This window comes from Acidisoma sp. C75 (genome assembly GCF_054665095.1).
In genome coordinates this window covers 66824-93333 of sequence record NZ_BAAFHD010000001.1, presented here as the reverse complement: position 1 = coordinate 93333, position 26510 = coordinate 66824, and the positions used below count along the sequence as shown (strand labels likewise).

The following is a 26510-nucleotide window of genomic DNA, read 5'->3' as shown; positions in this document are numbered from 1 at the left end:
CCCTCAGCCGCGCCCGATGAAGGGCATGTTGGTCGCCATCACCGTCATGAACTGAACATTGGCATCCGCCGGCATGCCGGCCATGAAGAGCACGCTGCGGCCGACATCCTCCACATCCATGCGCGGCTCCACCGCCATGCGGCCATCGGCCTGCGGCACGCCCGCGGTCATCGCCTTGGTCATGCTCGTCGCGGCATTGCCGATGTCGATCTGGCCGCAGGCGATACCGAAGGCGCGGCCATCGAGCGAGATGGATTTGGTGAGCCCCGTCACCGCATGCTTGCTCGCCGTATAATGCGCCGAGCCCGGCCGCGGCGCATGGGCCGAGATCGAGCCGTTGTTGATGATGCGGCCGCCCTGCGGGCTTTGCTCCCGCATCAGGCGGAAGGCGCCGCGCGCGACGAGGAACATCCCGTCGAGATTGACGCTGAGCATGCCGCGCCACTGTTCCCAGGTGAGATCGCCGAAATTCGTCGCCGGGGCGGCTGCGCCGGCATTGTTGAAGAGCACATCGAGCCGGCCATGCTCGGCGCGGATGCGGGCGAAGAGCGCCTCGACACTCTCGGGATCGGTGACATCGACGGAGACCGCGAGCCCCTGCGCCCCGGCGCCGGCCAATTCGGCGGTTTCCTGCAAAGGCTCGATCCGGCGGCCGGCGAGATAGACCGTATCGCCGTTCTTGAGCAAAGCGAGCGCCGCGGCGCGGCCCACGCCGCTACCCGCGCCGGTGACGAGAGAAATACGAGTCATAGGACGAACTCCACCAGAACGGGCACGTGATCGGAGGCCTGAGCCCAGCCGCGCGCCTCTTTGAAAATCTCATGCCGCCTGAGCGCACCCACGAGATCATGCGTGACCCAGACGTGATCGAGCCTACGGCCACGATCGGCCGCAAGCCAATCCCGCGCGCGGTAGGACCACCATGTGTAGAGCTTCTGCTCGGCCGGCACGAAATGCCGCAGCGCATCGGCAAAGCAGGTCTCCAGCCACTCGGTCAGCAGCGCGGTCTCGACCGGGGTATGCGAGACGATCTTGAGCAGTTGCTTATGGCTCCAGACATCATGCTCCAGCGGCGCGATATTGAGATCGCCCACCAGCACGGTGCGGCGGAGATCGGGCGTGCGGGCGAAATGATCCCGCGCGGCGGCGACGAAATCGAGCTTATGGGCGAATTTCGGATTCTCGGCCGGATCGGGGATATCGCCGCCGGCCGGCACGTAGAAATCATGCAGCACGAGCGGGCCGCCCGGCAGATCGAGTTCCACCGCGAGGTGCCGGCAATCCTGCCGCCCGACCCAATCCTGCGTATCCTCATGCTGGCGCATCGGGATGCGCGAGAAGATGGCGACGCCGTTATAGCCCTTCATCCCCCGGTAGAGGACATGGCCGAAGCCGAGCGCGGCCGCGAGATCGGGCGGAAACAGCTCATCCGGGCACTTGGTCTCCTGCAGGCAGATCACATCCGGCGCGAGACGCGCGACGACATCGCCGAGCAGCCCCTGGCGGAGGCGGATCGAGTTGATGTTCCAGGTCGCGATTCGTAGCGGTGTCGGCATGGCGAAAGGCATAGCCGGACACGGGCTTCCGGCAAAGGCCGGGCGCTACAGAGCCTTCTCCATGAAGATGCTCAAAGGATCATCCCGATAGGCGCCGAAGGGCGGAATGCGGCGGAAGCCTGAGGATTCGTAAAGCGCGATGGCGGCGGGCTGGCGAATCCCGGTCTCCAGCCGCAGCAGGGAAAGGTGCTGGGCACAGCCTTCCGCCGCGATGGCCGCGATCAGCCTGCGGGCAAGGCCACGACCACGGGCGGCGGGATCGACGAACAGGCTTTTGATCTCGCCATAGGTCGCGTCCTTGGTGGCCAAGGCGCCGCAGCCCAAGGCGAGGTCGTGTTCGCGGGCGACGAAAAAGGCGATGTCGGGCCGATCGAGGCCATCTTCATCGAGATGATGGTTGCTCTCGGCGGGATAGAGGCTGTCCGACAAGGCCCAGGCCTGTTCCAGCAGCGCACGCACGCCAGGCGCACGCGGCGATGAGCGGAGGATGACGACCTCCGTCACAGCACCGCCACCGCGCAGCCGGCGGGCGTGGGCGGCCAATCCCGATGGTTGCGCACGCCGCCATCCTGCCGCACGGCTGCGATCCGCGCCGGGTCGAGATCGGCAATAACGAGCTGCGCCGCGTCCAACTCGCCCTGCGCGATCACCCCATCCTCCGGGAAGCCGCGATCGCAGGGGCCGAACACCCCGGCATAGCCGCGGTTGAGGTCGAGCGTCGCGGACCATGGGGCTTCCCCCACCGTCGGGCAGATGGCGACGAAGCACTGGTTCTCGATCGCCCGCGCCCGCGCCGAGAGGTGCACGCGATTGAAGCCCCAGAGCGTATCGGTGCAGGAGGGCGCGAGGACGAGCCAGGCGCCCGCCTCCACCTGCGCGCGGACCAGCATGGGGAATTCGACATCGTAGCAGATGGCGATGCCGATGAGCCCCCAGGGCGTTGCAAAGACCTGCGGCTCCCTGCCTGCCGAGACCTGCCATTCCTCGGTCTCGAAGCGCGTCATCACCCGCTTTTCCTGGAAGCGCACCAGGCCTTCGGCCGAGATGAAGGGCGCGCGGTTATGCACCATGCCCGTCCCGGCATCGCGCATCGGCAAGGAGCCGCCGAGCAGCCAGAGGCCATGGCGCATCGCGGCCTGCCGCATGATCTCGAGGATCGCCTCGGCGCGCTGCACGATCGCCTCGCGCTCGGCCACCGGCTCGGCCGCCTCGGTGAAGATCGCGGCGAGTTCCATGGCGGCATATTCGGGCAGCACCAGCATCTCGGCGCCCTGGCTCGCGGCCTCGGAGAGCAGCCGGTCGAGCTTCGCCGTGAAATCATCGAGGGTCCGGTGGCGCTCCACGGCATATTGCGCGAGCGCGAGGCGCAGGGGCTTCACGGCAAAGCTGCTCCCGTCAGGCTTTTCATCCAGAAGGTGAGGCGATGCGGCGTCTCCTCGGCCGCCCCCACTTCGCGCCAAGGCATCTCGCAAGCGAGACGCGGATAGGGCGTGAAGCCGCGCTTCCGCCAGAAGGCATCGAGCGGCGCGGCTCCGGCCGGGCGGCGCGGATCATCGGCCGCGCGCTGCACGGCGCAGAAGGCGGCGTAATCGCAGGCCGAAACCACGCGGGCATGGGCTTCGCGCTCGGCGAAGAAGCGCAGGCCGGCGCCCGTGCCGCGATAGCGGGCGAGCAGGATCGATTCGCCGAAGTAAAAGACCCGCCCGACCGCGATGCCGGCCGCGATGAAGGGTGCCTGGACATTGGCGGTTTCATCCGCGAGCGGCAGGCAGGTGGAGGCGCCGACGACATCCCCGCCATCGAAGGCCAGCACCACGGCCGCGCGCGGACTTTCGGCATAGATGCGGAGATAGCTCCGCTCATAGGCTTCGTCGCCATCATAGAGATAGGGCCAGTCCCGAAAGACGGCGATGCGCAGCCGGGCGAGATCGGGGATATGCGGCAGGACGGCCGGGCCGGAGACGCTCTCGAAGCGCAGCGTCATCCGCAATCATTCCCGCGCAGCACGACGGCGACCGCGACATCCCCCGGCCCCATCTGGAAGGTCGCCTCGCAGCCGGTCACGATCACGGTCGGCGGTGGGGCATAGAAGCCATTGGCCCAGCCGTCATAGCCGCCCCAGCCGAAGCCGAAGCCGCCGCTCGGGATCACCTGCGTATTCTGGAACTGATAGGCGAGATAGGTGATGCCGCCGGCGGTGATGCTGCGGTTGGGCACGCCGAGCTGCTGGACGATGACCTGCTCCGGCTGGCCGACGAGCGCATGCATCTGCTGCGCAAGGCTTGGGCCGGTGGCGCAGCCGGCAAGGCCGAGGGGCGCGAGCAGGGCGAAGGCGGAGAGGCGAGAAAGACGTGGCATGCGTTTGCTCCTACCGGCAGGCGCCTGCCGGGTGCTAGCATGGCCGCCATGAACATCGCCATGCGCAAAGCCGGGAGCCTGACGGCCTTCTTGGAGTGGGAGGCGCGGCAGGCCGATCGGTATGAGTTCGACGGTATCGAGCCTGTCGGCATGACCGGCAGCACCGTGACGCACGCGGCCGTCCAGCGAAACCGCATCTTCTATCTGGCCGGCGGCCTGCGCGGAAAGCCCTGACAGCCCTTCGGCTCGGATCTCAAGATCCAGACCGCCTATACCTTCCGCTATCCGGACGCCCTCGTAGTCTGCACGCCGCTCGCGCCTGATGCACGCGTCGTCACCAATCCCGTCATCATGTTCGAGATTCTCAGCCCGGGCACCGCCGCGACCGACCTTATCGATAAGAACGCCGAATACCGCACCATCCCGAGCCTGCAGCGCTACGTCATCCTCGGACAGTACAAGGCCACGCCAATGAGCTTCATCCGACGCGGGGGGGGGGAGATTTGTTCCTCCGAGATCGCAAGCGGCGCAGAGGCGGTGCTTGCGCTTCCCGATATCCACCTCAGCATCCCGCTCGCCGAGCTGTATCTCGGTGTGGCGAGTAGCGACGAGCCGAAGCGCGGAGAGGGCTAACCACTAAACATAGTAGAAGTCTGATGGCTAGCGAAACCCTGCATGGCGGCTTGCCTCCAAGAGCGAGGTTCTGTCACCAAGCATAGTATCGAACCCCCGTTAAGCCGTATTCAGGTCTCCATCGCGTTTCGGCATCGGCTGACGGAGCGCTTCTCGCGCTGCTTCTTTAGCCGCGACAACCTCTACCCAAAATTCCTTCTCAACTCCACGAAGAATGCGGCTTTCGTTAACAAAACCCAGTAGTGACTTTATTAGCGGCAGGTACAAAACAGCACAACATGACAGCGTAACCTGCCTGATTGCGTGGTCAAGGCGCATCAATGAAGCTAGATGGTTCAGAGACACATCCAACTCTTGACTGGGCTCCGTTGCGAGAAAGAGAAGAGCGATCGCAACAAGGCCCATGAACACTGCCATGCCAAAATTTACTGAGTCTGACCGTTTCCACTTTTCCGCGGCTTTTTCGATATCTGAACGGCCGCGCCGGATGGTCTCCTCAGCCACTTCAACAACGCTAACGGCCTCTCTCAGCTTCCGTTCATCTATCGGCGACTGGCGAGGGCTGACGAGAAGATCGTTGTGCCACTCAAGACTATCGAGTGCCCGCTCACATGCATCTTTGAACGCAGCCACGCGAGGCGCCCGGAGGGCTGCGCCAACCGTAAGGGCGAGATTGATGCCTGCAGCGAGTTGGATAATCGACTGACAGTTATAAAACCCAAACAGGGTGACATAAGGCAACCAAGATACTCCTGACAGAAAACGCTGTATGACAAGCAAGTCCATAGCAGCGAGCGGTCAAACTTTCTGATCTGGAAGGAAGCTCGCGATGATTCCCCAAAATTGTTACACAATCTAAACGACGATTTTAGTCTGCGTTTCGTTAAGATGACGTTGATGCCGCATTTCGGGCGACGCGTGCCTATTCAGCCTCCGGCAGCCATTGCACCTGATCGATCCGGTCGGCGCCGGAGGCGATCATCGCCAGCCGATCGAAGCCGAGCGCGATGCCAGCCGCAGGCGGCATGCCATGGGCGAGAGCTGCGAGGAAATCCTCGTCCAGCGGCCAGCCTTCATCACCATACAAGGCCAGCCGCCGTGCCCGGTCCTCCTCGAAGCGCGCCCGCTGCTCGGCCGCGTCCGTCAGTTCGACGAAGGCATTCGCCAACTCCATGCCGCAGAGGAAAAGCTCGAAGCGTTCGGCGACCCGCGGATCCGCCGGATCGCGCCGGGCGAGTGCGGCCTGCGCCGCCGGCCAATGCGTCAGGAAGGTCGGGTGGGCTTGGCCGAGATGCGGCTCGATCCCGCCCAGGATGAGGCGGAAGAAGAGATCCTCCCAATCCTCGCCTTCCCGCAGCCGCACCCCGGCGGAGGCCGCCAAAGCGGCCGCATCCCCCGCCGTGCCGAGCAGATCGGCGCCGAGGTGCCGGCGGAAGGCCTCCGCGAGCGTCAGGCATTCGATCTCCCCGAGATCGGTCGTGACACCCTGACTTGTCACGACCGGCGGCAGCACGGCGCGCAGAAGCTCCGTCGTTTCCGCAATCAGATCCGCCATGGTGGCACCCGGCCGATACCATTCGAGCATGGTGAACTCGGCCGCGTGGCGGTGGCTGCCCTCCCCGTTCCGCCAGACGCGGGCAAGCTGGAAGATCGGCCCTGCGCCGGCCACCAGCAGGCGCTTCATCGCGAATTCCGGGCTGGTGTGGAGGAAGAGCGGATGGCGCGCGCCATCCGGCGTGATCCGCTCGGTGCGGAAGGCGGAGAGATGCACCTCCTCCCCCGGCGCCGGCACGGCATAGGGCGTCTCGACCTCGGTATAGCCGCGAGCGGTGAAGAAGGCGCGTACGGCCGCCATCAGCCGCGCGCGGCGCTTCAGAAACGGCAGACGGGCGGCGAGGCTTTCGGGGTGCCAAGGCGGGGTGCGGGCCATGGCTCAGCCCGTTAGCATGCTCCGCCAGCGATCACGATAGGCGCGCAGTGCTTCGCTCTGCGCCAGCGGCGCGGCCCCCCCGGCGGGAGGTGGCGCGGGCGGCACGGCGAGACCCGCGAGCCACAAGACAGCCGCGGCGATGCCGCCGCGCTGGTCGCTCCCCCGCACCGGGGCCGCCGGCCGCAAGGCTTGCAACGCGCGGGCGAAGAGCGGGTTGGCGGCGAAGGGCCCGTCGATCAGGATGGCGCCACGCGCGCCGAGACGATCGAGGATGAGATCGGCCATCAGCACGCAATAGAGGGTGGCGAGCGCCGCGCGGCCCGGGGGCGCGAGCGCCTCGGAGTCGATCAGCCGGCCGGCCCGCCCCTGGAAGGGCCCGGCGAGCGCGAAGCTCGGCAAGGCGAGCGCGCCTGCGGCCAGAACCTCGGCGAGGGCTGCCTCGTCCGGCGCGATGCCGCGCGCCGCTTCCCCGGCGATCGCGGCATATTCCCGCCCGCCCATGAAGCGCGCGGTCGGCGTGGGCTCCCCCAGCGCATCGACATTGGCGAGCATGTCCGCCTCCTCGCTAAGGGCGGCGAGCGCCGCCCCCTTGGCGAGGATGATGCACCAGGTGCCGCTGGAGATGACGGCGAAATCCTCACCCTCCGCCCGCGCCACCCGGTGCGCGAGATAGGAGGCGTTGGAATCGTGAATGCCGCAGAGGATAGCGCAATCCGCCGGCAGCCCGGTCGCTTGCGCGAGGCTCGGCAGCAGCGGGCCGAGGGCCGCGCGCGCCGGGCGCAGCGGCGGGAAGAGCGCGCCCCAGCCTTGCCCGGCAACCAGGGATGAGAAGCCGGCCGCGGCCGGGTTCCAGAGGTCCGTATGGCAGCCGAGCGATGTCACCTCGCTCGCCGCCACGCCCGAAAGCCGCCAGGACCAGTATTGCGGATAGAGCAGGATGTGCCGGGTGCGCAGAAAGATCTCCGGCCGCAGCCGCTGCACGGCATGGATCTGCGCGCCGAGGTTGAGGCCCTTGGGCAAGGCGGGCGAGAGGGTTTCGGCAAAGCCCGGCCGCAAGGCGCGATAGGCGGGAAGCGCCGCATCGAAGGCAGGGTCTTCGTAATCGGGTGCCAGCAGCACCTCGCCCTCATGCCCGACCAGAACCATGGCGGCGCCATGCGCCACCGGCAGGATGGCGCGGATGCGGTGCTTCTCGGGCGCCGCGCGCAATTGCCCGATCATCCAGCCGCCGATGCCCTCCACATCCAGCATGCTGGTGAACGGCGCGTGATCAGCAGCGGCGATGGCGGGCGACGGCCGCTCGGCGGACCAGACGCACTGCCCGCCTTCCTCCATCAGCATCAGCTTGGCATTGGTCTTGCCGATATCGAGCACGGCGACGAGTGCGGCCATCATCGCTCAATCCATATGGAACATGGGTTGCAGCGGGATGACGACCGGTGCGCCATCCGCCTCGGTCTGCATGATATCGCCCATGAAGGCCCACCAGCGGCGCATGATCGCCTCCTCCGGCAATCGCGCCATCCCATGATCGGCCACGCGGCGGAGCACGGCGAAGAGCACATGCCTCTCCGCGTCCAGGAAGATCGAATAGTCGCGGACCCCCGCTTCACGCAGCACCACCACCAGCTCGGGCCAGATCGCATCGTGCCGGCGCCGGTATTCCGCCGCCTGGCCGGGGTTGAGCTGCATCCGAAAGGCGATCTGCTCCATCGGCGCTGCCCCGCTCAATGCCGCCGCCCGCGGCCGGAGTAGCCGGCGAGGCTGGAGAGCGCGACGACGACGATGAGCAGCCCGCCGGTGACGATGGCGAGCACGATGCCCGGCACGTTGAGCAGCGAAAGCCCGAAGGTGACGCAGCCGATCAGCAGCGCCGCGAGCACAACGCCGAGGATGGAGCCCTGCCCGCCATCGATCGAAATACCGCCGAGGATGACCATGGTAATAACCTCGAGTTCCCAGCCCTGCGCGATGGACGGCCGGGTGGAGCCGAGGCGCGAGGTGAGCAGCACCGAGGCGAGCCCCGCGAAGGTGCCGAGCAGCACGAAGATCCAGAACTTGTAACTCTCGACGCGAATGCCCGAAAGCCGCGCGGCGATGGGATTGGCACCGATGGCGAAGATGCGGCGGCCGATCACCGTCTTGTGCAGGAGCACCGCGAAGAGCACGGCGAGCACGGCGAACAGCACCAGTTCGAAAGAGACCGGACCCCAGACATAGCCTTGCCCGAAATAGGCGAAATCAGGCTTGTAGGATTTCAGAACGCTTTCGCCCATGATGGCATAGGCGATGCCGCGGAAGAGGCTCAGCGTGCCGATGGTGGCGACGATCGAGGGCACCCGGAAGCGCGTGACGAGCGTGCCGTTGAAAGCACCCGCGATGCAGCCCACCACGAGCCCGGTGAGGCAGACGAGCGGCGTGCCGAAACCGGCCTTCGCCACCAGCCCCATGAAGACGGAGGCAAGCGCCATGATCGAGCCGACAGAGATGTCGATCTCGCCGGCGATGATGAGCAGCGCCATCGGCAGCGCCATGATCGCGCGTTCGGTGAAGTTAAAGCTCGCATCCGAGAGCGTCCAGGGGCTGAGGAAATACCGCGAAAGCTCGGCGTTGAGCACGAAATCCGCGATCACCACGAGGCCGAGCAGCGTCTCCCATCGCAGCAGCCGTCGCCAATTGGCCGCCGCCCGCGGCATCGCTTCCGGGCGGAGCGGCGGAGAGGACGAGACGGTGCTCACGATGCTGCCTCCACACGCTCGAGAATGCGGCGGCCGTGGCTCTTGCGGTAGCTGCCGGCATTGAGGATGACGGCGACGGTGATGACGAGCCCGCTCACCGCCATCTGGAAGAAGGGCGAGATGCCGACGACGGGCAGCGCATTCTTGATGATGCCGAGGAAGAGCGCTCCGAGCACGACGCCGAGCACACCGCCGACGCCGCCGGTGATGGAGACGCCGCCGATGACGCAGGCGGCGATGACCTGCAGTTCGAAGCCCGACGCGATATCGGTGTAGGCCACCGCGAACCGCGCGACCCAGAGATAGCCGGAAAGCCCGGCAATCGCGCCCGAGAGCACGAAGGCGAGGCATTGCATGCGCCCGACATCGATGCCGGCATAGGCGGCCGCATTCGGGTTATTGCCCGCGGCATAGAGATTGCGGCCCGAGACGGCGTATTTCAGGTAGAGCCACCCGGCAACCGCGACGATGAGGCCGATCCAGCTCAAGACGCTGATGCCGAGGATGGGTGCGCGCACGAAGCCCAGGAATTGCGGAGACATCTGCCCGCTATTCACCCAGGCCCCGCCGGAGACGAGATAGACCGAGCCGCGATAGACCGAGAGCGTGCCGAGCGTCACCACGATCGAGGGGATGCGCAAGCGCCAGACGAGGAGGCCGTTGAAAAGGCCAAGAGCCGCCCCCATGGCGAGCGCGATGAGCAAGACCGGCAGGATGCCGGCCCCTGGGTGATGGGCGTTGAAGAGAGCGACCACCATGCCGGTGAGCGCTGCATTGGCGGCGACCGAGAGATCGACGCTCCGCGTCAGCAGCACGAACATCTCGCCGACCGCCAGCATGATCAGCAATGCCGTGTCATCGAACAGCGACTTGACGTTATCCGGCACCAGGAAGCGCGGAAAGGCGATGGTGACGAGCGCCAGTAGCAGGATGATGAGCAGCCCAAGCCCCGCCTCATGCGGAAGCGTCTTGACGGAGAATCTACGCATCGGTCGCGGCCTTTACGATGCCCTCGGGCGTTGCCTCCGCCCGGGAGAAGATGGCGCCGAGCCGCCCGCGCCGCATCACGAGAATGCGGTCTGCCATGCCGAGCACTTCCGGCAGTTCGGAAGAGACCATGATGATGCCGAGCCCCTGCGCCACCATCTCGCCCATCAGCCGATAGACGGCGGTCTTGGCGCCGACATCGATGCCCTTGGTCGGCTCGTCGAGGATCAGCACGCGCGGGCGCGTGGCCAGCCACTTGCCGATGACGACCTTCTGCTGATTGCCGCCCGAAAGCTCCTCAAGCCGCTGGCCGACGCCGGATGTCTTGATCTGCAACTGCTGGACATAGCTTTCCGCGAGAGACCGCTCATCCGCGCGGCGCATGAAGCCCTTGTGGGAGAGCCGCGCGAGCGAGGGAAGCGCCATATTGCTCATGATCGGAAAGCGCAGGATACCGCCCTGCACCTGGCGATCCTCCGGCACATAGGCAATGCCGGCCGCGATCGCATCTTCGGGCGTGGTGATCGCGAGGCGCTGGCCGCCAAGCGTGATGCTGCCGCGATCGGCCTGGGTGAGGCCGAAGATCGCCTGGCAGACCTCGCTCCGCCCGGCGCCGACGAGCCCATAGACGCCGAGGATCTCCCCCTTGCGCAAGCTGAAACTGATATCGGCGAACTCCTCGCCGCGGGCGAGCCCGCTCACCTCGAACAAAGTCTCCCCGATGGGCACGGCGGCTTTGGGAAAGACCTGCGAGACGGAGCGCCCGACCATCATCGCGATGAGATCATCGCGCGAGACATCGCGGATGAGACCCTGTCCGACGGCCGCGCCATCACGAAACACCGCGTAGCGATCCGCCAGATCGAAGATCTCATCGAATTTATGGCTGATGAAGAGGATGGCGCGGCCCTCCGCCTTCAGCCGGCGGACGATCGCGAACAGCTCCTCGACCTCGCGATGCGAGAGCGCGGCCGTCGGCTCATCCATGATGACGATGCGGGCTTCGTTGGAAAGCGCCCGGGCGATCTGCACCAGATGTTTCTGCGCCACCGAAAGCTGGCGCATCGGCATGCGCGGATCGATCCGCGGATCGAGTTCGGCGAGGATGGCGCGTGCCCGCTCGCGCATCTTGGCCCAATCCACCATGCCATGCTTGCGCGGCCGATCCGTGATGAAAATATTCTCGGCGACGGAAAGATCGTCGAACACCACAGCCTCCTGATGGATGGCGCTGATGCCGAGCCGCCCGGCCTGATCGGCCGAGCCGATCCGCACCGGCGTGGCGCCGAGGCGGATCTCGCCACTATCGGCGTGATGCACGCCGGTCAGGATCTTCACGAGGGTGGATTTGCCCGCGCCGTTTTCGCCGATCAGCGCCGTCACCTCGCCCGGATAAAGCGCGATCTCGCCGCGGGTCAAGGCATGCACGCCGGCAAAGGATTTGGTGATGCCGGAAAGGCTCAGTATCGGTTCGCTCATGAGAGCATGCTCAATCCGAAAGGGAGGCGCGCCGCGGCGCGCCTCCTGCGTGGCTTCGCCGCTCAGAAGATCTTGGCGAACTGTTCGACATTGGACTTGTCATAGGTGAAGGGCACCGCCATCGCACCCACACCGTCGGAGGCGAAGGCGATCTTGCCCATGCGGCCGATCGGCAGCGTGTTGCCCGGTCCCTTCATGCCGCGCACGAGATCGACCGCGACATAGAGCGTGGTATAGCCGAGGTCGATCGGGTTCCAGATCGCGAAGCTCTTCATCGAGCCCGCCATCACATGGCCCGCGCATTCGGACGGCAGGCCGAGGCCGGTGACATAGACCTGCCCGACCTTCTTCGCATCTTCGACCGCCTTGGCGGCCGCGACGATGCCGACCGAGGTGGGTGCGACGATCGCCTTGAGGTTCGGATATTTTTGCAGAAGCGCCGTCGCCTGGCGGTAGCTGTCATCCGCGAGATCGTTGCCATAGACGGTGGCGACGAGATCGAGCCCCGGATACTGCGCGAGATGCTGCTTCATCACCGCAATCCAGGCATTCTGGTTGGTGGAAGTGGGGGTTGCCGAGAGGATCGCGATCTGCCCCTTGCCGCCCGGCACTGCAGCCGCGGCGAGCTTGTCCAGCGCCTCGCCGATCAGCGCATCGGAGGATGGCGCCACATGCACGATGCGCCCGGCCGGGCTCACCGCGGAATCGTAGGAGATCACCTTGATGCCGCGCTGCATCGCGCGCTTGCAGATCGGCACCAGCGCATCCGGGTCATTGGCGGAAATCGCGATGGCATCGACATGCTGATCGATCAAGGATTGGATGACCTCGATCTGGCCATCGGCGGTCGTCGTCGTCGGGCCGGTGAAGATCACCTTCACGCCACCGATCTGCTTGGCGGCCTCTTCGGCGCCCTTATCGACCGCGACAAAAAAGCCGTTGCCGAGGGACTTGGCGACGAGCCCGACGCGGATTTCCGCCGCGGCGCGCGCTGGCAGCGCGAGGCCCGCAGGCACTGCGGCGGCACCGAGGGCGGCTGCCTTGATGAAACTTCTACGATCCATTTTTTCCTCCAGTTTTTTTGATGTGCCTGTTTTAAGATCGCCGCCCGCGGCGCAGCCCTTACGCCACCTGCAACGCCCCGCGCCCAGCCTGATCCGTGGATGAATCCGGCTCCACCACCACCGTCTCGATGCCAGCGGCCCGCAACACCTCGAGTTCCTCAGGAGACGCGCCGCTATCGGTGATCACGCAAGAAATCCGGGCGAGCGGCGCGACCACCATGGATGAGCGCTGCCGCAGCTTGCGGCTGTCGGCGAGGATGACGAGCTTCTCGGCCGATTCAAGCAGCATCATCTGCGCTTGCACGATGAGCGGATCGGTCTCCATCATGCCGAAACTATTGAGCCCATAGCAGCCGGAGAAGAGAATCCGCCCGCAGAAATGGCGCGTCGCATCCTGGCCGAAGGGGCTCAGCACGATGTTCTGCTGCGGATAGATGGTGCCGCCCGGAATGGTGATGCGGTGGCGGTTGCCGGGGCTGAGTTCGGCGGCGAGCGGAAAGGAGTTGGTGAGGATATCGAGCCGCCGATCGCCCAGGAACTCCACCATGCGATAGGTGGTGGTGCCGCCATTGACGACGATGCTATCGCCATCTTCGAGCATGCCGACTGCGGCGCGCGCGATCGCCCGTTTTTCGGCAAAGGCGACACGCTCTTCCGCCGCGAAATGCGCGGCACCGAGATGCGCCTGATGGCGGGGGCGCAGCGCCTCCGCCCCGCCGCGCACACGCCGCACCTCGCCCCGATCGGCCATGGCCGCGATATCCCGCCGGATCGTCGCCTCCGAAGCCGAGAGAAGCTCGACCAGATCGGAGACGGAGACGACCGAACGATCTTCCACCAGCTTGCGGATGAGGCGATGACGCTCGCGTTCGAGCACGGAAGTTTCCCCTGCGTTTGATCCGAAGAAAGCGTCAGAACCACTCAGCCGTCAAGCAAATTCTCGCATGATTTGCGCGAAGTTTGTCGGAAATGGTTGCTTCTGCGCGGAAGCCGGACTAGAAGCAGGGCGAGCCTCGGCCATATCGACCGCCAAGACCGGGGAACGAACGGCGCTTGCGGGAGGATTTAGGATGGACGCGCTCGACCCCATGACATTGCTCGAAAACCGCTGGGATGATGCGGCCGCAGCATCGCTCAGCCCCGAGGATCTGCTCGTCTATCGCTCGAACCTGCTCGGCTCGGACAAGCGGATTACCAATTACGGCGGCGGCAACACCTCCTCCAAGCTCGACGCCCGCGATCCACTCACCGGCGAGACGGTGAAGGTGCTCTGGGTCAAGGGATCGGGCGGGGATATCGGCAGCATCAAGCGCGATGGCTTCGCGACGCTCTATATGGAGAAGCTGCACGCGCTGCGCGGCATCTACAAAAGTCCCGCGCAGGAAGACGAGATGGTTGCGCTCTACAACCATTGCACCTTCAACCTCAACCCGCGCGCGACCTCGATCGACACCGCGCTGCACGGCTTCATCGATCATCCGCATGTCGATCATGTGCACCCCGATGCGATCATCGCCATCGCTGCTTCTACGGACAGCCGGGCGCTGACACGCAAGATCTTCGGCGACGAGATCGGCTGGGTGCCCTGGCGCCGTCCCGGCTTCGAACTCGGTCTCTGGCTCAAGAAGTTCGCCGATGAGAACCCCAAGGCCAAGGGCCTGGTGCTGGAAGCGCATGGGCTCTTCACCTGGGGCGAGACCCAGAAGGAGTGCTATGAGACGACGATCGGCGTCATCAACAAGGCGATCAGCTTTCTTGCCGAGCAGAGCCGCGGCCGGGTGATCTTCGGCGGCGAGCGGATCGCCCCCGCCGCACCGGAGCAGCGGCGTGCCGCCGCCGCCGCGCTGATGCCGGTGATCCGCGGCCTCATCAGCAAGGATGGACCGCTCAAGCTCGGCCATTTCGACGACAGCGCCGAGATTCTGGAATTCGTCGGCAGCCACGCGCTTGGCGAATTGGCGCCGCTCGGCACCTCCTGCCCTGACCATTTCCTCCGCACCAAGATCGCGCCGCTGGTGCTCGATTTCGATCCCGCGCGGCAGACGGTGGCCGATCTGCTGCCTACCCTGCCGGCAGCTTTGGCCGATTACCGCGCGCGCTATACCGCCTATTACGAGCGCTGCCGCCGGCCGGACAGCCCGAAGATGCGCGACCCCAATGCCGTCGTCTATCTCATCCCCGGCATCGGCATGCTGACCTTCGCGCTCGACAAGGCAACCGCGCGCATCGCCGCGGAGTTCTACCGCAACGCCATCAACGTCATGCGTGGCGCCACGACCATCTCGACCTATCGCGGCCTGCCGGAACAAGAGGCGTTCGATATCGAATACTGGCTGCTGGAAGAGGCGAAGCTGCAGCGGATGCCCAAACCCCGCCAGCTTGCCGGCAAGATCGCCTTCATCACCGGTGGCGCCGGCGGCATCGGCATGGCAACCGCGCGGCGGCTGATGCAGGATGGCGCCTGCGTCATGCTCTGCGATATCGACGAGGCGGCGCTGGAAGCCTCGCGCGCCGCACTCGCCGCCCTCCATGGCGCCGACACTGTCGGCACGATCTGGGCCGATGTGACGAAGGAAGAGGCGATTGCGGCCGCCTATGCGGAGACGGCGGCGCGCTTCGGCGGTCTCGATATTTGCGTCTGCAATGCCGGCATCGCCTCGGCCGCGCCGATCGAGGAGACGACGCTCGCGCTCTGGCAGAAGAATATCGATATTCTCGCCACCGGCTATTTCCTCACCGCACGCGGCGCCTTCCGGCTGATGAAGGATCAGGGCATCGGCGGCTCCATCGTCATGGTCGCCAGCAAGAATGCGCTCGTCGCCTCGCCCGGCGCCGCCGCCTATTGCACCGCCAAGGCATCGGAGCTGCATCTCTCCCGCTGCATCGCACTCGAAGGCGCGCCGCTCGGCATCCGCTCGAACGTCGTCAACCCCGATGCCGTCCTGCGCGGCAGCCGCATCTGGCAGGGCGAGTGGGGCGAGCAGCGTGCCGCCTCCTACCAGAAATCCTCGCTCGAAGAACTCGATGAAGTCTATCGTCAGCGCTCGCTCCTCAAGCGCAGCGTCTATCCCGAAGATATCGCCGAGGGCATTGCCTTCTTTGCCTCCGACATTTCCGCCAAATCCACCGGCAACATCATCAATGTCGATGCCGGCAACGCCAACGCCTTCACGCGGTGAGCAGCATGGATCAGATCAGCACCCCGGCGATGGACCAAAATTTCATCGCCGAGCAGAATGCGGCCGGTGAAGCAGCGCTTCGGGATGAGTATGACGCGCTGGGCGCGAGCCTCGCGCGGCGCGGGATCGATATCGCGCAGATCACGCAGGCGGTAGCCGGCTTCGCTGTCGCCGCGCCGTCCTGGGCCGTCGGCTCCGGCGGCACGCGCTTCGCGCGCTTTCCGATGCCGGGCGAACCGCGCCATATCTTCGACAAGCTTGAGGATTGCGCGGTCATCAACCGCCTCGCCGGTGCCACGCCGACTGTCTCGCTTCACTTTCCGTGGGATGAGGTGGAGGACATGACCGCTCTGAAAGAGGCCGGCGAAAGTCTGGGCCTCGGCTTCGATGCCGTCAATTCCAACACCTTTCAGGACCACCCGGGGAATGCGCGGCATCCCCTCTCCTACAAATTCGGCAGCCTCTCGCATACCGATGCGGCGGTGCGGGCCCAGGCGGTTGCGCACAATATCCGCTGCGCCGAACTCGGCGCCCGGCTCGGCGCGCCGGCACTGACGATCTGGATCGGTGATGGCTCGAACTTCCCCGGCCAGCAGCATTTCGTGCGCTCGTTCGAGCGGTATATCGCCGCGGTGCAGGAGATTTATGCGGCCACGCCTGCCGGGTTCCGCCTCTTCCTCGAACACAAGATCCATGAGCCGGCCTTCTACTCGACCGTGATCCAGGACTGGGGATCCTCCCTGCTCGCGGCGCAGGCGGTGGGGGAGCGCTGCCTTTGCCTCGTCGATCTCGGCCATCACGCGCCTAACGTAAATATTGAGATGATCGTGGCGCGCCTCATCCATGCGCGAAAGCTCGCAGGCTTTCACTTCAACGATTCGAAATATGGCGATGACGATCTCGACGCCGGCGCGATCGAGCCCTATCGCCTGTTCCTCGTCTTCAACGAGCTTGTCGATGCCGCCCATCGCGGCGCGCCGGGTTTCGCGCCCTCCTATATGCTCGATCAATCCCACAACGTGACGGACCCGATCGAGAGCCTCATGACGAGCGCGATCGAGGTGCAGCGGGCCTATGCTCAGGCGCTGCTGGTGGATCGCGCGGCGCTGGAGGGCTTCCAGGAGACGAATGATCCGCTGATGGCGAGCCAGACGCTGAAACGCGCCTTCACGACCGATGTGGCGCCCATTCTCGCCATGGCGCGGCTGGGCAAGGGTGCCGCGATCGATCCGCTGGCTGCCTATCGCGCCAGCGGCTATCGCGCCGCCGTCGCGCGCATCCGCCCGGCCAAGAGCGGCGGCTCGGGCGGCATCGTCTAATTCGTCACCGCAGGCAGGCGGGGCAGCGGCCGCCTTTTGCCGCGAGGCCCGCTTGCCGGCGGGCCGTTCCCGGGCTCATACTGGCCATTATCCGGGGCCGCGCGCCTCGCCAAAGGGAGACGGAACCCCATGAAACTGTTGCGTTTTGGCCCGCCGGGCGCGGAAAAGCCCGGCCTTCTCGATGCCGCCGGCGCGATCCGCGACCTCTCAGGCCATATCGCCGATCTCACCCCCGAGCAGCTTTCGCCCGCGAACCTCGCCAAGCTCGCGGCGATCGAGCCGGCAAGCCTGCCGCTCGTGCAGGGCTCCCCCCGCTATGGCGTGCCGGTGGCGGGTGTGGGGAAATTCATCGCGATCGGCCTCAATTACGCCGACCATGCGGCGGAATCGAACATGCCGATCCCGAAGGAGCCGATCGTCTTCACCAAGGCCATCACCTCCCTCTGCGGCCCGAACGATACCGTCGTCATCCCCAAGGGCTCGAAGAAGAGCGATTGGGAGGTAGAACTCGGCATCGTCATCGGCAGCAAGACTCAGTATGTCAACGAGACCCAGGCGATCGAGAATGTCGCTGGCTATTGCGTCATCAATGATGTCTCCGAGCGCGAATGGCAGATCGAGCGCGGCGGCTCCTGGGACAAGGGCAAGGGCTGCGACACTTTCGGCCCCACCGGCCCCTGGCTCGTCACCAAGGATGAGGTGGGAGACGTGCAGGCACTCGGCATGTGGCTCGACGTCAACGGAAAGCGCATGCAGACGGGCAATACCCGCACCATGATCTTCGGCGTCGCCAAGCTCGTGAGCTATGTGAGCCATTTCATGACGTTGATGCCGGGCGATATCATCACCACCGGCACGCCGCCCGGCGTCGGCATGGGGATGAAGCCCGAGCCCGTCTTCCTCAAGCCCGGTGATGTCATGACGCTCGGCATCGAGAAGCTTGGCGAGCAGCGGCAGGATGTCGTTGCCTGGTCCTGAAGGCGGGGTGATCGGATGACCGTGGCACTCGCCATTCCCTGCTTCATCGATGCCTTCTTCCCCGAAGTCGGCATTGCGACGCTGGAACTTCTGGAGCGGCTGGGTGAGACGGTCATCTATCCCGAGGGGCAGACCTGCTGCGGCCAGCCGATGGCGAATAACGGCTGCCAGGCCGCGGCACGCGGGGCGGAGGCGCATTTCGTGAACCTCTTCGCGGGCTTTGATCGCGTCGTCATGCCCTCCGGCAGTTGCGTCCACCACATTCGCCAGCATCTCGATGCGGTGGAGCAGACGCCCAAGGTTCGGCACGTGCGTCAGAATACCTTCGAACTTGTCGAATACCTGCACGACGTGCTGAAGGTGGAGGCTTTCCCCTGGGCCGAGTTTCCCCACAAGGTGGGCTTGCACAATAGCTGCGGCACGCTCCGCGCTCTGCGAAGCGCCAGCATGAGCGAACTCGGCGAGCCCTTTTTCTCCAAGCCGCGCCATCTGCTCTCGAAAGTCCGCGGCATCTCATTCGTCGAGCCGGCGCGGCCGGACGAATGCTGCGGCTTCGGCGGCACCTATTCGGTGGCGGAAGATGCGGTCTCCGCCCGCATGGGGCTCGATAAAGTGCGCGATCATCAGCAGGCGGGGGCGGAGTATATCGTCTCGGCCGATACCTCCTGCCTCATGCATCAGCAGGGGGCTGCCCGCCGCGCCGGCATCGGGCTGCGCTTCATCCATATCGCGCAGATCCTCAACGGAGCGGCGGCATGAGTGCCGCCCCCAAGACGCCGGTTGACCACGCAGGCGCGGGCGCCGCTTTCGTCGCCGATGCCGCGCATCTCGCCTTTCATGACCGCAGGCTCTGGGAACTCCGCCAGAAGCGCGACGGGCAGGTGCAGATCATCCCCGAATGGCAGGAGCTGCGCGCCCTCGCCTCCGCCATCAAGGAGCATACGCTCAGCCGCCTGGCCGATTACCTCGAGCAGTTCGAAGCGCAGGCGGTCTCACGGGGCGTGCATGTGCATTGGGCGCGGGATGCGGCGGAGCATAATGCCATCGTGCTTCGCATCATGCGGGCGCATCAGGCAAAGACGCTCGCCAAGTCTAAATCCATGCTCACCGAAGAATGCGAGATGGTGCCCTTCCTCGAAAAGCACGGCATGCGGATCACCGAGACCGACCTTGGCGAGCGTATCCAGCAGCTCGATGAGGAGCCGCCGAGCCATATCGTCGTCCCCTCCGTGCACAAGCTGCGGGAAGATGTCGCGCGCGTCTTCGCCCGCACCATCGGCGGCGATCCGGACAATGTCGATCCGCATGCGCTGGCCGAACGCGCGCGGGTGACGACCCGCCCGCTGATGCTGGATGCCGATATCGGCATGACGGGCGCGAATTTCCTGGTGGCTGAAACCGGCGCCGTCGTTGTCTGCACCAATGAGGGCAATGCCGATCTCTCGGCCAATCTGCCGAAGGTGCATATCGTCTCGGCGGGTATCGAAAAGCTCATCCCGCGCCAGGCCGATCTCGGCATTTTCATCCGGCTGCTGTCGCGCAGCGCGCTCGGCTCACCCATCACGCAATATACCTCGCATTTCCGCGGGCCGCGCCAGGGTGGGGAGATGCACATCATCCTCGTCGATAACGGCCGCGGCCAACGCTTAGGCGAAGAGGATTTCTGGCCAAGCCTCAAATGCATTCGCTGCGGGGCCTGCATGAATACTTGCCCGGTCTATCGCCGCTCCGGTGGCTTGAGCTACGGCGCCGTCTATTCCGGGCCGATCGGCGCCATCATCAACCCGTCCTACGATCCGGTGCGCTATTCCACCCTGCCCTTCGCCTCGACGCTCAATGGCAGTTGCACCAATGTTTGCCCGGTCAAGATTAACATCCACGACCAGCTCTATAAGTGGCGCCGGCTGATCGCCGAGCGTGGGCTGATCCCACGCAAGAAGGCGCTCTCGCTCAGCATCGCAGGCGTTGTTCTGGCATCGCCGAGGCTCTACCGGCTGGCGACCGCCTCGGCCCGGCTCGCTATCCGTATCCTGCCACGCCCGCTGCTCTACAGCCGCTTCAACGCCTGGGGGCGGGATCGCGAGGTGCCGGCGCTGCCGCGGGAAAGCTTCGCCGCCTGGGCCAAGCGCCATGGCAAGACGACCCGATGAGCGCGCGAGACGACATCCTCGCCGATCTGCGGGCAAGGGCTCCGGCGGGCGACTATCCCTTGCCGGAACTGCCGCACTTCCCCGGCATCGGCGGCGATCTTCTCGACGCCTTCAAGCTGAGCCTCGCCGCCATGGGCGGGCAATGGCTGGAGCCGGCCGCGGGCGATGACTTGGCAAGTCTTATCCGCAGCCGCGCCAGCGCGGGCGCGCTTATCCGATCCTCGACCGACGAACTGCCCGGCTTCGAGCGCACGGATGCGGTCTCAAACCCGGGGGCCTTGGAAGACGTCGATACCGCCGTCGTCCGCGCCCGCTTCGGGGTCGCGGAAACCGGCTCCGTCTTCCTGAGCGACCGCGAACTCGGGATCAACACCATCGCCTATCTGGCGCAGCATCTCATCGTGCTGCTCGACCCGGCAGCGATCCTGCCGGGTATCGCGGAGGCTTATCTCCGGGATGATTTCGCCTCCGCCAATTACGTCTCGCTGATGACGGGCCCCTCGGCCACCGCCGATATCGAGGGCGTGCTCATCCGCGGCGCGCAGGGCGTGCGCAGCCTCACCGTCATCTTCGTGAAGCCGCCGCCTGCTTTCGGCTGAGGAAGCGGCAGCAGCGTCGATGTTCAGACGAGCACGCCGCCGCCGTCCACAACGAAGCTCTGCCCTGTCGCGAAGCCCTGCTTCATGAGGAAGAGGTATGTTTCGGCGACTTCGTCTGTTTCGCCGACGCGCCCGACCGGCAGCCGCCCGCCCGCCGCAGCATACATCGCAGCGCGATCCGCTTCCGGCAGGTTTCGCCACAGCGGCGAGCGCACGAAGCCGGGGGTTACGAGATTGACCCGGATCGGCGCCAGTTCCACCGCGAGCGCCCTGGTCAGACCCTCCATCGCCGTGCAGATGCTCGCGCCTAAGGCCCAACCCGGCTGCGGCCGCGCGCCGGCCGTCCCCGATGAGAAGACGATCGAGCCACCGGCGCGGATCAGCGGCGCGGCGTATTTCGCGGCCGTCAGCGCGCCCCAAAAGCGCGTTTCGAAAAACTGCCGGGCTTCGACGAGGGATAACTCCGCAAGCTTGCCGAGTTGCAGGCTCTCGCCCGCCGTATAGGCCAGATGATCGAAAGGCCCGATGCGCTCGAACAGGTGCTGCACCGTCGCCTCATCCCGCAGATCGGCGGCATGGCCTTCTGCGCCGGCGGGAAGACCGGCCACTGCGGTCGCGACGCGCCCCTCATCACGGGAGACGACCACCGCTGTCGCACCCTCACGCATCGCGCCTTCCGCCACCGAATATCCGATCCCCGAGGCGCCCCCCAGGACCACCACGCGTTTTCCGTTCAATGTCATTGTCTTGCTCCTTCAGCGAAAGCCGCCGCTATCGGGATGATGCCGCTGGACAGCGCATGACACTAGCGCATCATTGTCAGCCATAAGATGACGGATGGTCACGCATGGCGTTTGACGCACGGCTCCTGAGCGGTATCGGAATCCTGGTCGCGGTCGTCGAGACCGGCAGCTTCGCCCGCGCCGCCGAGACGCTCGGCTTGACGGCCTCGGGCGTCAGCCGGGCCGTCGCCCGGCTCGAAGCACGGCTCGGCGTCCGGCTCTTCGACCGCAATGCGCGGGCGACGAGCCTGACTGAGGCTGGTGAGCGACTTTTCGCCGAGGTCTCACCACTGCTGGCCGCCATGGCAGAGGCGGCGGAGGCGGCGCGGGGCGCGGCCGGCAAGGTCGAGGGCCGGCTCCGCCTGAATTGTGACCCGTGGTTCGCCTCCATCATCCTGGTGCCGCGCCTGCAGGCCTTCCTGGATGCCCATCCCCTGCTGACGCTCGACCTCGTGGTGCGGGAGCGTTTGGGCGATCTCGTCTCGGAGGGCTTTGACGCGGCCGTGCGTTTTGGCGAGCCGGAGCCGTCCGGCCTCGTCACCCGCAAGCTGTTGGAGACGCGCATCATCACCTGCGCCTCACCGGCCTATATCGCCCGCCACGGCCGGCCCGCGCACCCGCACGAACTCAGCGGGAACCACCACGAGTGCCTGCTCTTTCGCGATCCCGTAACCGGTCGCCCCTTCGATTGGGAGTTCCATCGCGGCGGCGAAGTCATAGCGGTGAAGGTGCAGGGCCGTATGGTGACCAATGAAGCCGCGACAGCGGTTGCGGCTTGTGTCGCCGGTCTCGGCATCGCGCAGCCGATGGCCCTCGGCATGGACGCATTGCTGCGGGACGGCCGCCTGATCGAGCTGTTTCCCGAATGGAACGGCGAGGTCTTTCCGCTCCAGGTCTATCATCCATCGCGGCATCTGCCGCCGGCGAAAGTGCGCGCCTTCCTGCGTTTCGTGAACGAGATTACGCGCTAAGCATAAAAAACCGGCTGGGAGTTGCCCCCCGCCGGTCTTTCACGCAGCCAGGCCAAAGAAGGCTTACGCGCTCTTCGCCATGATCTCGTCGGCGACGTTACGCGGCACCGGATCGTAGTGGTGGAACTGCATGGTGAAGGAAGCGCGCCCCTTCGTCATGCTGCGCAGATGCGAGATATAGCCGAACATCTCCTTCAGCGGCACATGCGCGCGGACGATGACGGTGGAGCCCGAGCTTTCCTGGTTCTGGATCATGCCGCGGCGGCGGTTGAGATCGCCCACCACATCGCCCACGTGATCGTTCGGCGTGGTGACTTCGACATCCATGATCGGCTCGAGGATGATCGGGCCGGCCTTCTTCATGCCTTCGCGGAAGCAGGCCTTGGCGGCGATTTCGAAGGCGAGCGCCGAGGAGTCGACATCATGGTACTTGCCGTCCACCAGCGTGTATTTGAAATCGACCGTCGGGAAGCCGGCGAGCACGCCGGTTTCGGCCTGCACCTTGATGCCCTTTTCGACCGCCGGGATATATTCCTTCGGCACGGTGCCGCCGACGACCTTGTTCTCGAATTCGATGCCCTCGTTCCGCTCCTGCGGGGTGAAGATGATCTTCACTTCCGCGAACTGGCCGGAGCCGCCCGACTGCTTCTTATGCGTATAGGTCTCGGTATGCTCACGCGAGATCGTCTCGCGATAGGCCACCTGCGGCGCGCCGATATTGGCGTCCACCCCATATTCGCGGCGGAGACGGTCGATGATGATCTCGAGGTGCAGCTCGCCCATGCCGGAGAGGATGGTCTGGCCGGTCTCCTGATCGGTCTTGAGGCGGAGCGACGGATCTTCCGAGGCCAGCTTCTGGAGGCCGATCGTCATCTTCTCGATGCCCTCCTTGGTCTTGGGCTCGACCGAGATGTCGATCACCGGGATCGGGAAGGCCATACGCTCCAGCACCACCTGGTCTTCCTGCGCGGCCAGCGTATCGCCGGTGCCGGTGTCCTTGAGGCCAACGAAGGCCGCGATATCACCCGCCTGCACTTCCTTGATCTCGACGCGCTTATCGGCGTGCATCTGGAACATGCGGCCGATGCGCTCCTTATGGCCCTTCGTCGTGTTCATCACCGTGTCGCCCGATTTCAGGGTGCCGGAATAGACGCGCACAAAGGTCAGCGTGCCGTATTTGTCGTTGATGATCTTGAAGGCGAGGCCGGCGAAGGGCGCCGCCGGGTCGATCTTGATCACGCGGCGGGCGGCGACGTTCTCAGGCGTGTCTTCCTCGCCCTCTTCACCGGCGACGCGGATGCCTTCGACGTCATCAGGCGCCGGCAGATAGTCGAGCACGGCATCGAGCAGCGGCTGCACGCCCTTGTTCTTGAAGGCAGTGCCGCAGAGGACGGGGCGGAAAGCACCCGAGATCGCGCCCTGCTTGATGCAGCGCTTCAGCGTCTCGACCGAGACCTCGCCCTTCTCGAAATATTCTTCCATCGCGGTGGTATCGACGGAGAGCGCGGTATCGAGCAGCAGTTCGCGGTATTCGGCGGCCTTGTCGGCCAGATCGTCCGGGATCGGAGCGTCATGGAACTTCGCGCCCAGCTCGCCACCTTCCCAGATGATCGCCTTCATCTCGACGAGATCGACGACGCCGATGAAGTTTTCCTCGATGCCGATCGGCAGCTGCAGCGGCAGCGCCACGATGTCGAGCTTTTCCTTCAGCGTGTCGAAGGCGCGATAGAAATCGGCGCCGGTGCGGTCGAGCTTATTGATGAAGATGATGCGCGGCACGTTGTAGCGATCGGCCAGGCGCCAGTTGGTCTCGGACTGGGGCTGCACGCCCGCCACGCCCTCGATGATGAAGACCGCGCCATCGAGCACGCGCAAGGAGCGGTTCACCTCGATGTTGAAATCGATATGGCCCGGCGTGTCGATGATATTGATGCGGTGGCCCTTCCACTCGCAGGTGACGGCGGCCGAGGTGATGGTGATGCCGCGCTCGCGTTCCTGCTCCATATAGTCGGTCGTGGTGTTGCCGTCATGCACCTCGCCGATCTTATGGGAGACGCCGGTGTAGTAGAGGATACGCTCGGTGGTCGTGGTCTTGCCGGCATCAATATGGGCCGTGATGCCGATATTACGGATCAGGCCAAGCGGCGAGGTGCTGGTCACGAATTGCCTCCATGCAGAAAAAGCGCGGCAGGGATGGCCCCGCGCGCTCGGTCACGTCCCAGCCCATTGCCGGTGATTTCGTGCGCGTCTTTTGCTCCAAGGCCGGCCGAAGTGCAAGCCAAACCGCGTTGCGGCTGGCGAAAGGCAGCTTGGCCGTTAAGATGCGGGCTGGTCATAGCGAAGGGTGCGGCATGGAACAAGGCTTGAGCGTGGCGGCCGCGGTGAGCGAGGCGCGGCAGTGGGACAGGCTGATGCAGCTCGCGAAGATTGGGGCGATTCCGGGCGAGGGCGTCAATCGCCAGGCGCTGACGGCGCTGGACCGTGAGGCCCGGCGCCTGGTCATCGGCTGGGCCGAGGAGGCGGGTGCCGCGGTCTCGGTCGATCCAGCGGCCAATCTCTGGTTCCGCCTGCCCGGGCAGGCGCCGGAGGCCGCGCCCGTGATCACCGGCAGTCACATGGATAGCCAGCCGGCCGGTGGGCGTTTCGACGGCGCCTATGGCGTTCTCGCCGGGATCGAAGTGCTCGCGGCACTGAAGGCGAGCGGGCAGGCGCTGCGCCGGCCGCTTGAGGTCGTTGCCTGGACGAATGAGGAAGGCAGCCGCTTCGCGCCCGGCTGCACCGGCAGCATGGCCTGGGCGGGGGCCGCCACGCTCGCAGATTTCGCCGCCATCACCGATGCCGAGGGGATCACCTATGGCGCGGCGCTGGCCGAGCATCTCGCGGCCGAGGCCGATCTGCCGCGCCGGCCGCTTGGCGGGCCAGCGCATGCCTATATAGAGGCGCATATCGAACAAGGGCCGCGGCTGGAAGCGGAAGGGCGGGAGATCGGCATCGTCACCGGCATCCAGGGTAGCCGCTGGTTCACGGTCACGATCACCGGCGCCTCCGCCCATGCCGGCACCACGCCGCTTTCGCTGCGGCGCGACGCCTTGCAGGCAGCGCTCCGTGCCATCCAGGCGCTGAACGCGCTGATGGCCGATCCCGCCGATGTGCTGCGCTTCACCGTCGGCCGCTTCGATGTGGCGCCCGGCTCCTCCAACAGCGTCGCCGGCGAGGTGCGCTTCACGATCGATCTGCGGCACCCGGACGGTGCCTTCCTGGCCGCCAAGGCCTCCGCCATCGCCGAAACGGTGCAGCGGGCGGCGCTGCCCTGCGCCGCCACGCTCTCGCAGAGCTTCGCGGCCGAGCCGCTGCGCTTCGATGCGGAGATCACGCAGAGGATCGAGGAGGCCGCCGCCGCCCTCGGCCACAGCGCGCTGCACCTCGCCTCCGGCGCCTTTCACGATGCCCAGCTGGTGGCCCGGCGGGTGCCGAGTGGCATGATCTTCGTGCCCAGCCGGAACGGTGTCAGTCATCACCCGTCCGAGTTCACATCCGCGTCACAACTCGCAACCGGAACGCGAGTGTTGGCCGCGGCGCTGGTCGCCTGCGCAAAATAACCACAATGTAAGTTTTGCACAGTATTGTCGTTAAGGTTGCTTCTGGTTCCAGCTTTCGCCGGGAAAGCACGCTTTTTCGCGGCAGTGCCCTATTTGATCCTACCCCCCTGCCGCAGAAATCGGTATAGGGGGCCGGATCACGGGCCTTTGTAAGCGAAGTCGCGTGAGATTGGGCCATCATGCGGTGG

Annotated in this window: 26 protein-coding genes and 1 pseudogene; 10 read left to right on the top strand and 17 right to left on the bottom strand. The window is 65.6% G+C overall.

All coding sequences use genetic code 11. From position 1 onward, the window contains the following. Positions 1–3: 3 nt before the first annotated feature. Genes ACYQ7X_RS00400 through ACYQ7X_RS00375 form a run of 6 tightly spaced genes read right to left on the bottom strand, consistent with a single transcriptional unit; the run spans position 4 to position 3914 of the window. Positions 4–750, bottom strand: a complete 747-nt coding sequence (locus ACYQ7X_RS00400; RefSeq protein ID WP_459694837.1) for an SDR family oxidoreductase — start codon at positions 748–750, stop codon at positions 4–6. Further along, complete coding sequence (locus ACYQ7X_RS00395) at positions 747–1556, bottom strand: exodeoxyribonuclease III (protein ID WP_459695198.1); 810 nt, start codon at positions 1554–1556, stop codon at positions 747–749. The genes ACYQ7X_RS00400 and ACYQ7X_RS00395 overlap by 4 nt, the downstream gene beginning before the upstream one ends. Positions 1557–1601: 45 nt before the next feature. Then, on the bottom strand, positions 1602–2060 hold the full coding sequence (locus ACYQ7X_RS00390) for a GNAT family N-acetyltransferase (RefSeq protein ID WP_459694836.1): 459 nt from the start codon (positions 2058–2060) through the stop codon (positions 1602–1604). Beyond that, positions 2057–2935, bottom strand: a complete 879-nt coding sequence (locus ACYQ7X_RS00385) for a carbon-nitrogen hydrolase family protein (RefSeq protein ID WP_459694835.1) — start codon at positions 2933–2935, stop codon at positions 2057–2059. The genes ACYQ7X_RS00390 and ACYQ7X_RS00385 overlap by 4 nt, the downstream gene beginning before the upstream one ends. Next, the gene (locus ACYQ7X_RS00380) at positions 2932–3540 is read right to left on the bottom strand and encodes a GNAT family N-acetyltransferase (RefSeq protein WP_459694834.1); all 609 of its coding nucleotides are present in this window, start codon (positions 3538–3540) and stop codon (positions 2932–2934) included. The genes ACYQ7X_RS00385 and ACYQ7X_RS00380 overlap by 4 nt, the downstream gene beginning before the upstream one ends. Continuing rightward, entirely contained in the window at positions 3537–3914 is a 378-nt protein-coding gene (locus ACYQ7X_RS00375) for a hypothetical protein (protein ID WP_459694833.1), read from the bottom strand. The genes ACYQ7X_RS00380 and ACYQ7X_RS00375 overlap by 4 nt, the downstream gene beginning before the upstream one ends. A 48-nt stretch (positions 3915–3962) precedes the next feature. Here ACYQ7X_RS00375 and ACYQ7X_RS00370 point away from each other — a divergent pair, with 48 nt between their 5' ends. Together ACYQ7X_RS00370 and ACYQ7X_RS00365 are read left to right on the top strand one after the other, a co-directional pair. Then, positions 3963–4148 (top strand): hypothetical protein, encoded by a 186-nt coding sequence (locus ACYQ7X_RS00370; RefSeq protein WP_459694832.1) that lies wholly within the window; start codon positions 3963–3965, stop codon positions 4146–4148. A gap of 18 nt (positions 4149–4166) precedes the next feature. Continuing rightward, positions 4167–4547, top strand: a pseudogene (locus ACYQ7X_RS00365) (Uma2 family endonuclease); the annotation flags it as partial. Between the two features lie 99 nt (positions 4548–4646). On the opposite strand, the gene ACYQ7X_RS00360 reads toward ACYQ7X_RS00365, so the two are convergent. From ACYQ7X_RS00360 to ACYQ7X_RS00320, 9 genes are all read right to left on the bottom strand, one after another. Beyond that, complete coding sequence (locus ACYQ7X_RS00360; protein ID WP_459694831.1) at positions 4647–5288, bottom strand: hypothetical protein; 642 nt, start codon at positions 5286–5288, stop codon at positions 4647–4649. Positions 5289–5469: 181 nt separating this feature from the next. Continuing rightward, a complete protein-coding gene (gene epmA / locus ACYQ7X_RS00355) occupies positions 5470–6477 on the bottom strand; it encodes an EF-P lysine aminoacylase EpmA (RefSeq protein ID WP_459694830.1) in 1008 nt (335 codons plus the stop codon). A gap of 3 nt (positions 6478–6480) precedes the next feature. Further along, positions 6481–7872, bottom strand: coding sequence for an FGGY-family carbohydrate kinase (locus ACYQ7X_RS00350; RefSeq protein ID WP_459694829.1), 1392 nt, complete (start codon positions 7870–7872; stop codon positions 6481–6483). Positions 7873–7875: 3 nt separating this feature from the next. Next, a complete protein-coding gene (locus ACYQ7X_RS00345; RefSeq protein WP_459694828.1) occupies positions 7876–8190 on the bottom strand; it encodes an L-rhamnose mutarotase in 315 nt (104 codons plus the stop codon). A gap of 14 nt (positions 8191–8204) precedes the next feature. Continuing rightward, a complete protein-coding gene (locus tag ACYQ7X_RS00340) occupies positions 8205–9215 on the bottom strand; it encodes an ABC transporter permease (protein ID WP_459694827.1) in 1011 nt (336 codons plus the stop codon). Beyond that, the gene (locus tag ACYQ7X_RS00335; protein ID WP_459694826.1) at positions 9212–10204 is read right to left on the bottom strand and encodes an ABC transporter permease; all 993 of its coding nucleotides are present in this window, start codon (positions 10202–10204) and stop codon (positions 9212–9214) included. Before ACYQ7X_RS00335 ends, ACYQ7X_RS00340 begins: the two co-directional genes overlap by 4 nt. Beyond that, entirely contained in the window at positions 10197–11681 is a 1485-nt protein-coding gene (locus tag ACYQ7X_RS00330) for a sugar ABC transporter ATP-binding protein (protein WP_459694825.1), read from the bottom strand. The genes ACYQ7X_RS00335 and ACYQ7X_RS00330 overlap by 8 nt, the downstream gene beginning before the upstream one ends. A gap of 62 nt (positions 11682–11743) precedes the next feature. Continuing rightward, positions 11744–12745 (bottom strand): rhamnose ABC transporter substrate-binding protein, encoded by a 1002-nt coding sequence (gene rhaS, locus ACYQ7X_RS00325; protein ID WP_459694824.1) that lies wholly within the window; start codon positions 12743–12745, stop codon positions 11744–11746. Between the two features lie 58 nt (positions 12746–12803). Next, positions 12804–13622 carry a DeoR/GlpR family DNA-binding transcription regulator gene (locus ACYQ7X_RS00320; protein ID WP_459694823.1) on the bottom strand — a complete coding sequence of 273 codons (819 nt, stop codon included), beginning with the start codon at positions 13620–13622 and terminating at the stop codon, positions 12804–12806. 193 nt (positions 13623–13815) lie between these two features. Here ACYQ7X_RS00320 and ACYQ7X_RS00315 point away from each other — a divergent pair, with 193 nt between their 5' ends. From ACYQ7X_RS00315 to ACYQ7X_RS00290, 6 genes are all read left to right on the top strand, one after another. Further along, entirely contained in the window at positions 13816–15924 is a 2109-nt protein-coding gene (locus ACYQ7X_RS00315) for a bifunctional rhamnulose-1-phosphate aldolase/short-chain dehydrogenase (protein ID WP_459694822.1), read from the top strand. Positions 15925–15929: 5 nt separating this feature from the next. Next, a complete protein-coding gene (gene rhaI, locus ACYQ7X_RS00310; protein ID WP_459694821.1) occupies positions 15930–17243 on the top strand; it encodes an L-rhamnose catabolism isomerase in 1314 nt (437 codons plus the stop codon). A gap of 129 nt (positions 17244–17372) precedes the next feature. Then, positions 17373–18221, top strand: coding sequence for a fumarylacetoacetate hydrolase family protein (locus ACYQ7X_RS00305; RefSeq protein ID WP_459694820.1), 849 nt, complete (start codon positions 17373–17375; stop codon positions 18219–18221). Positions 18222–18236: 15 nt separating this feature from the next. After that, positions 18237–18980 (top strand): (Fe-S)-binding protein, encoded by a 744-nt coding sequence (locus ACYQ7X_RS00300; RefSeq protein WP_459694819.1) that lies wholly within the window; start codon positions 18237–18239, stop codon positions 18978–18980. Then, positions 18977–20371 (top strand): lactate utilization protein B, encoded by a 1395-nt coding sequence (locus ACYQ7X_RS00295; RefSeq protein ID WP_459694818.1) that lies wholly within the window; start codon positions 18977–18979, stop codon positions 20369–20371. Before ACYQ7X_RS00300 ends, ACYQ7X_RS00295 begins: the two co-directional genes overlap by 4 nt. After that, entirely contained in the window at positions 20368–20970 is a 603-nt protein-coding gene (locus tag ACYQ7X_RS00290) for a LutC/YkgG family protein (protein ID WP_459694817.1), read from the top strand. The genes ACYQ7X_RS00295 and ACYQ7X_RS00290 overlap by 4 nt, the downstream gene beginning before the upstream one ends. A 23-nt stretch (positions 20971–20993) precedes the next feature. Here ACYQ7X_RS00290 and ACYQ7X_RS00285 read toward each other — a convergent pair whose 3' ends face one another. Then, entirely contained in the window at positions 20994–21713 is a 720-nt protein-coding gene (locus ACYQ7X_RS00285) for an SDR family oxidoreductase (RefSeq protein WP_459694816.1), read from the bottom strand. 104 nt (positions 21714–21817) lie between these two features. On the opposite strand from ACYQ7X_RS00285, the gene ACYQ7X_RS00280 reads away from it, so the two are divergent. Next, the gene (locus tag ACYQ7X_RS00280; RefSeq protein ID WP_459694815.1) at positions 21818–22723 is read left to right on the top strand and encodes a LysR family transcriptional regulator; all 906 of its coding nucleotides are present in this window, start codon (positions 21818–21820) and stop codon (positions 22721–22723) included. Between the two features lie 63 nt (positions 22724–22786). On the opposite strand, the gene fusA is transcribed toward ACYQ7X_RS00280, so the two are convergent. Continuing rightward, the gene (fusA, locus tag ACYQ7X_RS00275) at positions 22787–24883 is read right to left on the bottom strand and encodes an elongation factor G (protein ID WP_459694814.1); all 2097 of its coding nucleotides are present in this window, start codon (positions 24881–24883) and stop codon (positions 22787–22789) included. Between the two features lie 209 nt (positions 24884–25092). Between fusA and ACYQ7X_RS00270 the strand changes: the two genes are divergently transcribed. After that, positions 25093–26322 carry a M20 family metallo-hydrolase gene (locus ACYQ7X_RS00270; RefSeq protein ID WP_459695196.1) on the top strand — a complete coding sequence of 410 codons (1230 nt, stop codon included), beginning with the start codon at positions 25093–25095 and terminating at the stop codon, positions 26320–26322. The last annotated feature ends 188 nt before the right edge of the window (positions 26323–26510 follow it).

Bases quoted from the DNA above. Each gene is read 5' to 3' on its own strand.
- ACYQ7X_RS00315 (WP_459694822.1), top strand. From the start codon at position 13,816: ATGGACGCGCTCGACCCCATGACATTGCTCGAAAACCGCTGGGATGAT.
- rhaI (WP_459694821.1), top strand. From the start codon at position 15,930: ATGGATCAGATCAGCACCCCGGCGATGGACCAAAATTTCATCGCCGAG.
- ACYQ7X_RS00280 (WP_459694815.1), top strand. From the start codon at position 21,818: ATGGCGTTTGACGCACGGCTCCTGAGCGGTATCGGAATCCTGGTCGCG.
- ACYQ7X_RS00345 (WP_459694828.1), bottom strand. From the start codon at position 8,190: ATGGAGCAGATCGCCTTTCGGATGCAGCTCAACCCCGGCCAGGCGGCG.
- ACYQ7X_RS00395 (WP_459695198.1), bottom strand. From the start codon at position 1,556: ATGCCGACACCGCTACGAATCGCGACCTGGAACATCAACTCGATCCGC.
- ACYQ7X_RS00400 (WP_459694837.1), bottom strand. From the start codon at position 750: ATGACTCGTATTTCTCTCGTCACCGGCGCGGGTAGCGGCGTGGGCCGC.
- ACYQ7X_RS00290 (WP_459694817.1), top strand. From the start codon at position 20,368: ATGAGCGCGCGAGACGACATCCTCGCCGATCTGCGGGCAAGGGCTCCG.
- epmA (WP_459694830.1), bottom strand. From the start codon at position 6,477: ATGGCCCGCACCCCGCCTTGGCACCCCGAAAGCCTCGCCGCCCGTCTG.
- ACYQ7X_RS00300 (WP_459694819.1), top strand. From the start codon at position 18,237: ATGACCGTGGCACTCGCCATTCCCTGCTTCATCGATGCCTTCTTCCCC.
- ACYQ7X_RS00330 (WP_459694825.1), bottom strand. From the start codon at position 11,681: ATGAGCGAACCGATACTGAGCCTTTCCGGCATCACCAAATCCTTTGCC.
- ACYQ7X_RS00375 (WP_459694833.1), bottom strand. From the start codon at position 3,914: ATGCCACGTCTTTCTCGCCTCTCCGCCTTCGCCCTGCTCGCGCCCCTC.
- ACYQ7X_RS00335 (WP_459694826.1), bottom strand. From the start codon at position 10,204: ATGCGTAGATTCTCCGTCAAGACGCTTCCGCATGAGGCGGGGCTTGGG.
- ACYQ7X_RS00380 (WP_459694834.1), bottom strand. From the start codon at position 3,540: ATGACGCTGCGCTTCGAGAGCGTCTCCGGCCCGGCCGTCCTGCCGCAT.
- ACYQ7X_RS00295 (WP_459694818.1), top strand. From the start codon at position 18,977: ATGAGTGCCGCCCCCAAGACGCCGGTTGACCACGCAGGCGCGGGCGCC.
- ACYQ7X_RS00285 (WP_459694816.1), bottom strand. From the start codon at position 21,713: ATGACATTGAACGGAAAACGCGTGGTGGTCCTGGGGGGCGCCTCGGGG.
- ACYQ7X_RS00370 (WP_459694832.1), top strand. From the start codon at position 3,963: ATGAACATCGCCATGCGCAAAGCCGGGAGCCTGACGGCCTTCTTGGAG.
- ACYQ7X_RS00350 (WP_459694829.1), bottom strand. From the start codon at position 7,872: ATGATGGCCGCACTCGTCGCCGTGCTCGATATCGGCAAGACCAATGCC.
- ACYQ7X_RS00305 (WP_459694820.1), top strand. From the start codon at position 17,373: ATGAAACTGTTGCGTTTTGGCCCGCCGGGCGCGGAAAAGCCCGGCCTT.
- rhaS (WP_459694824.1), bottom strand. From the start codon at position 12,745: ATGGATCGTAGAAGTTTCATCAAGGCAGCCGCCCTCGGTGCCGCCGCA.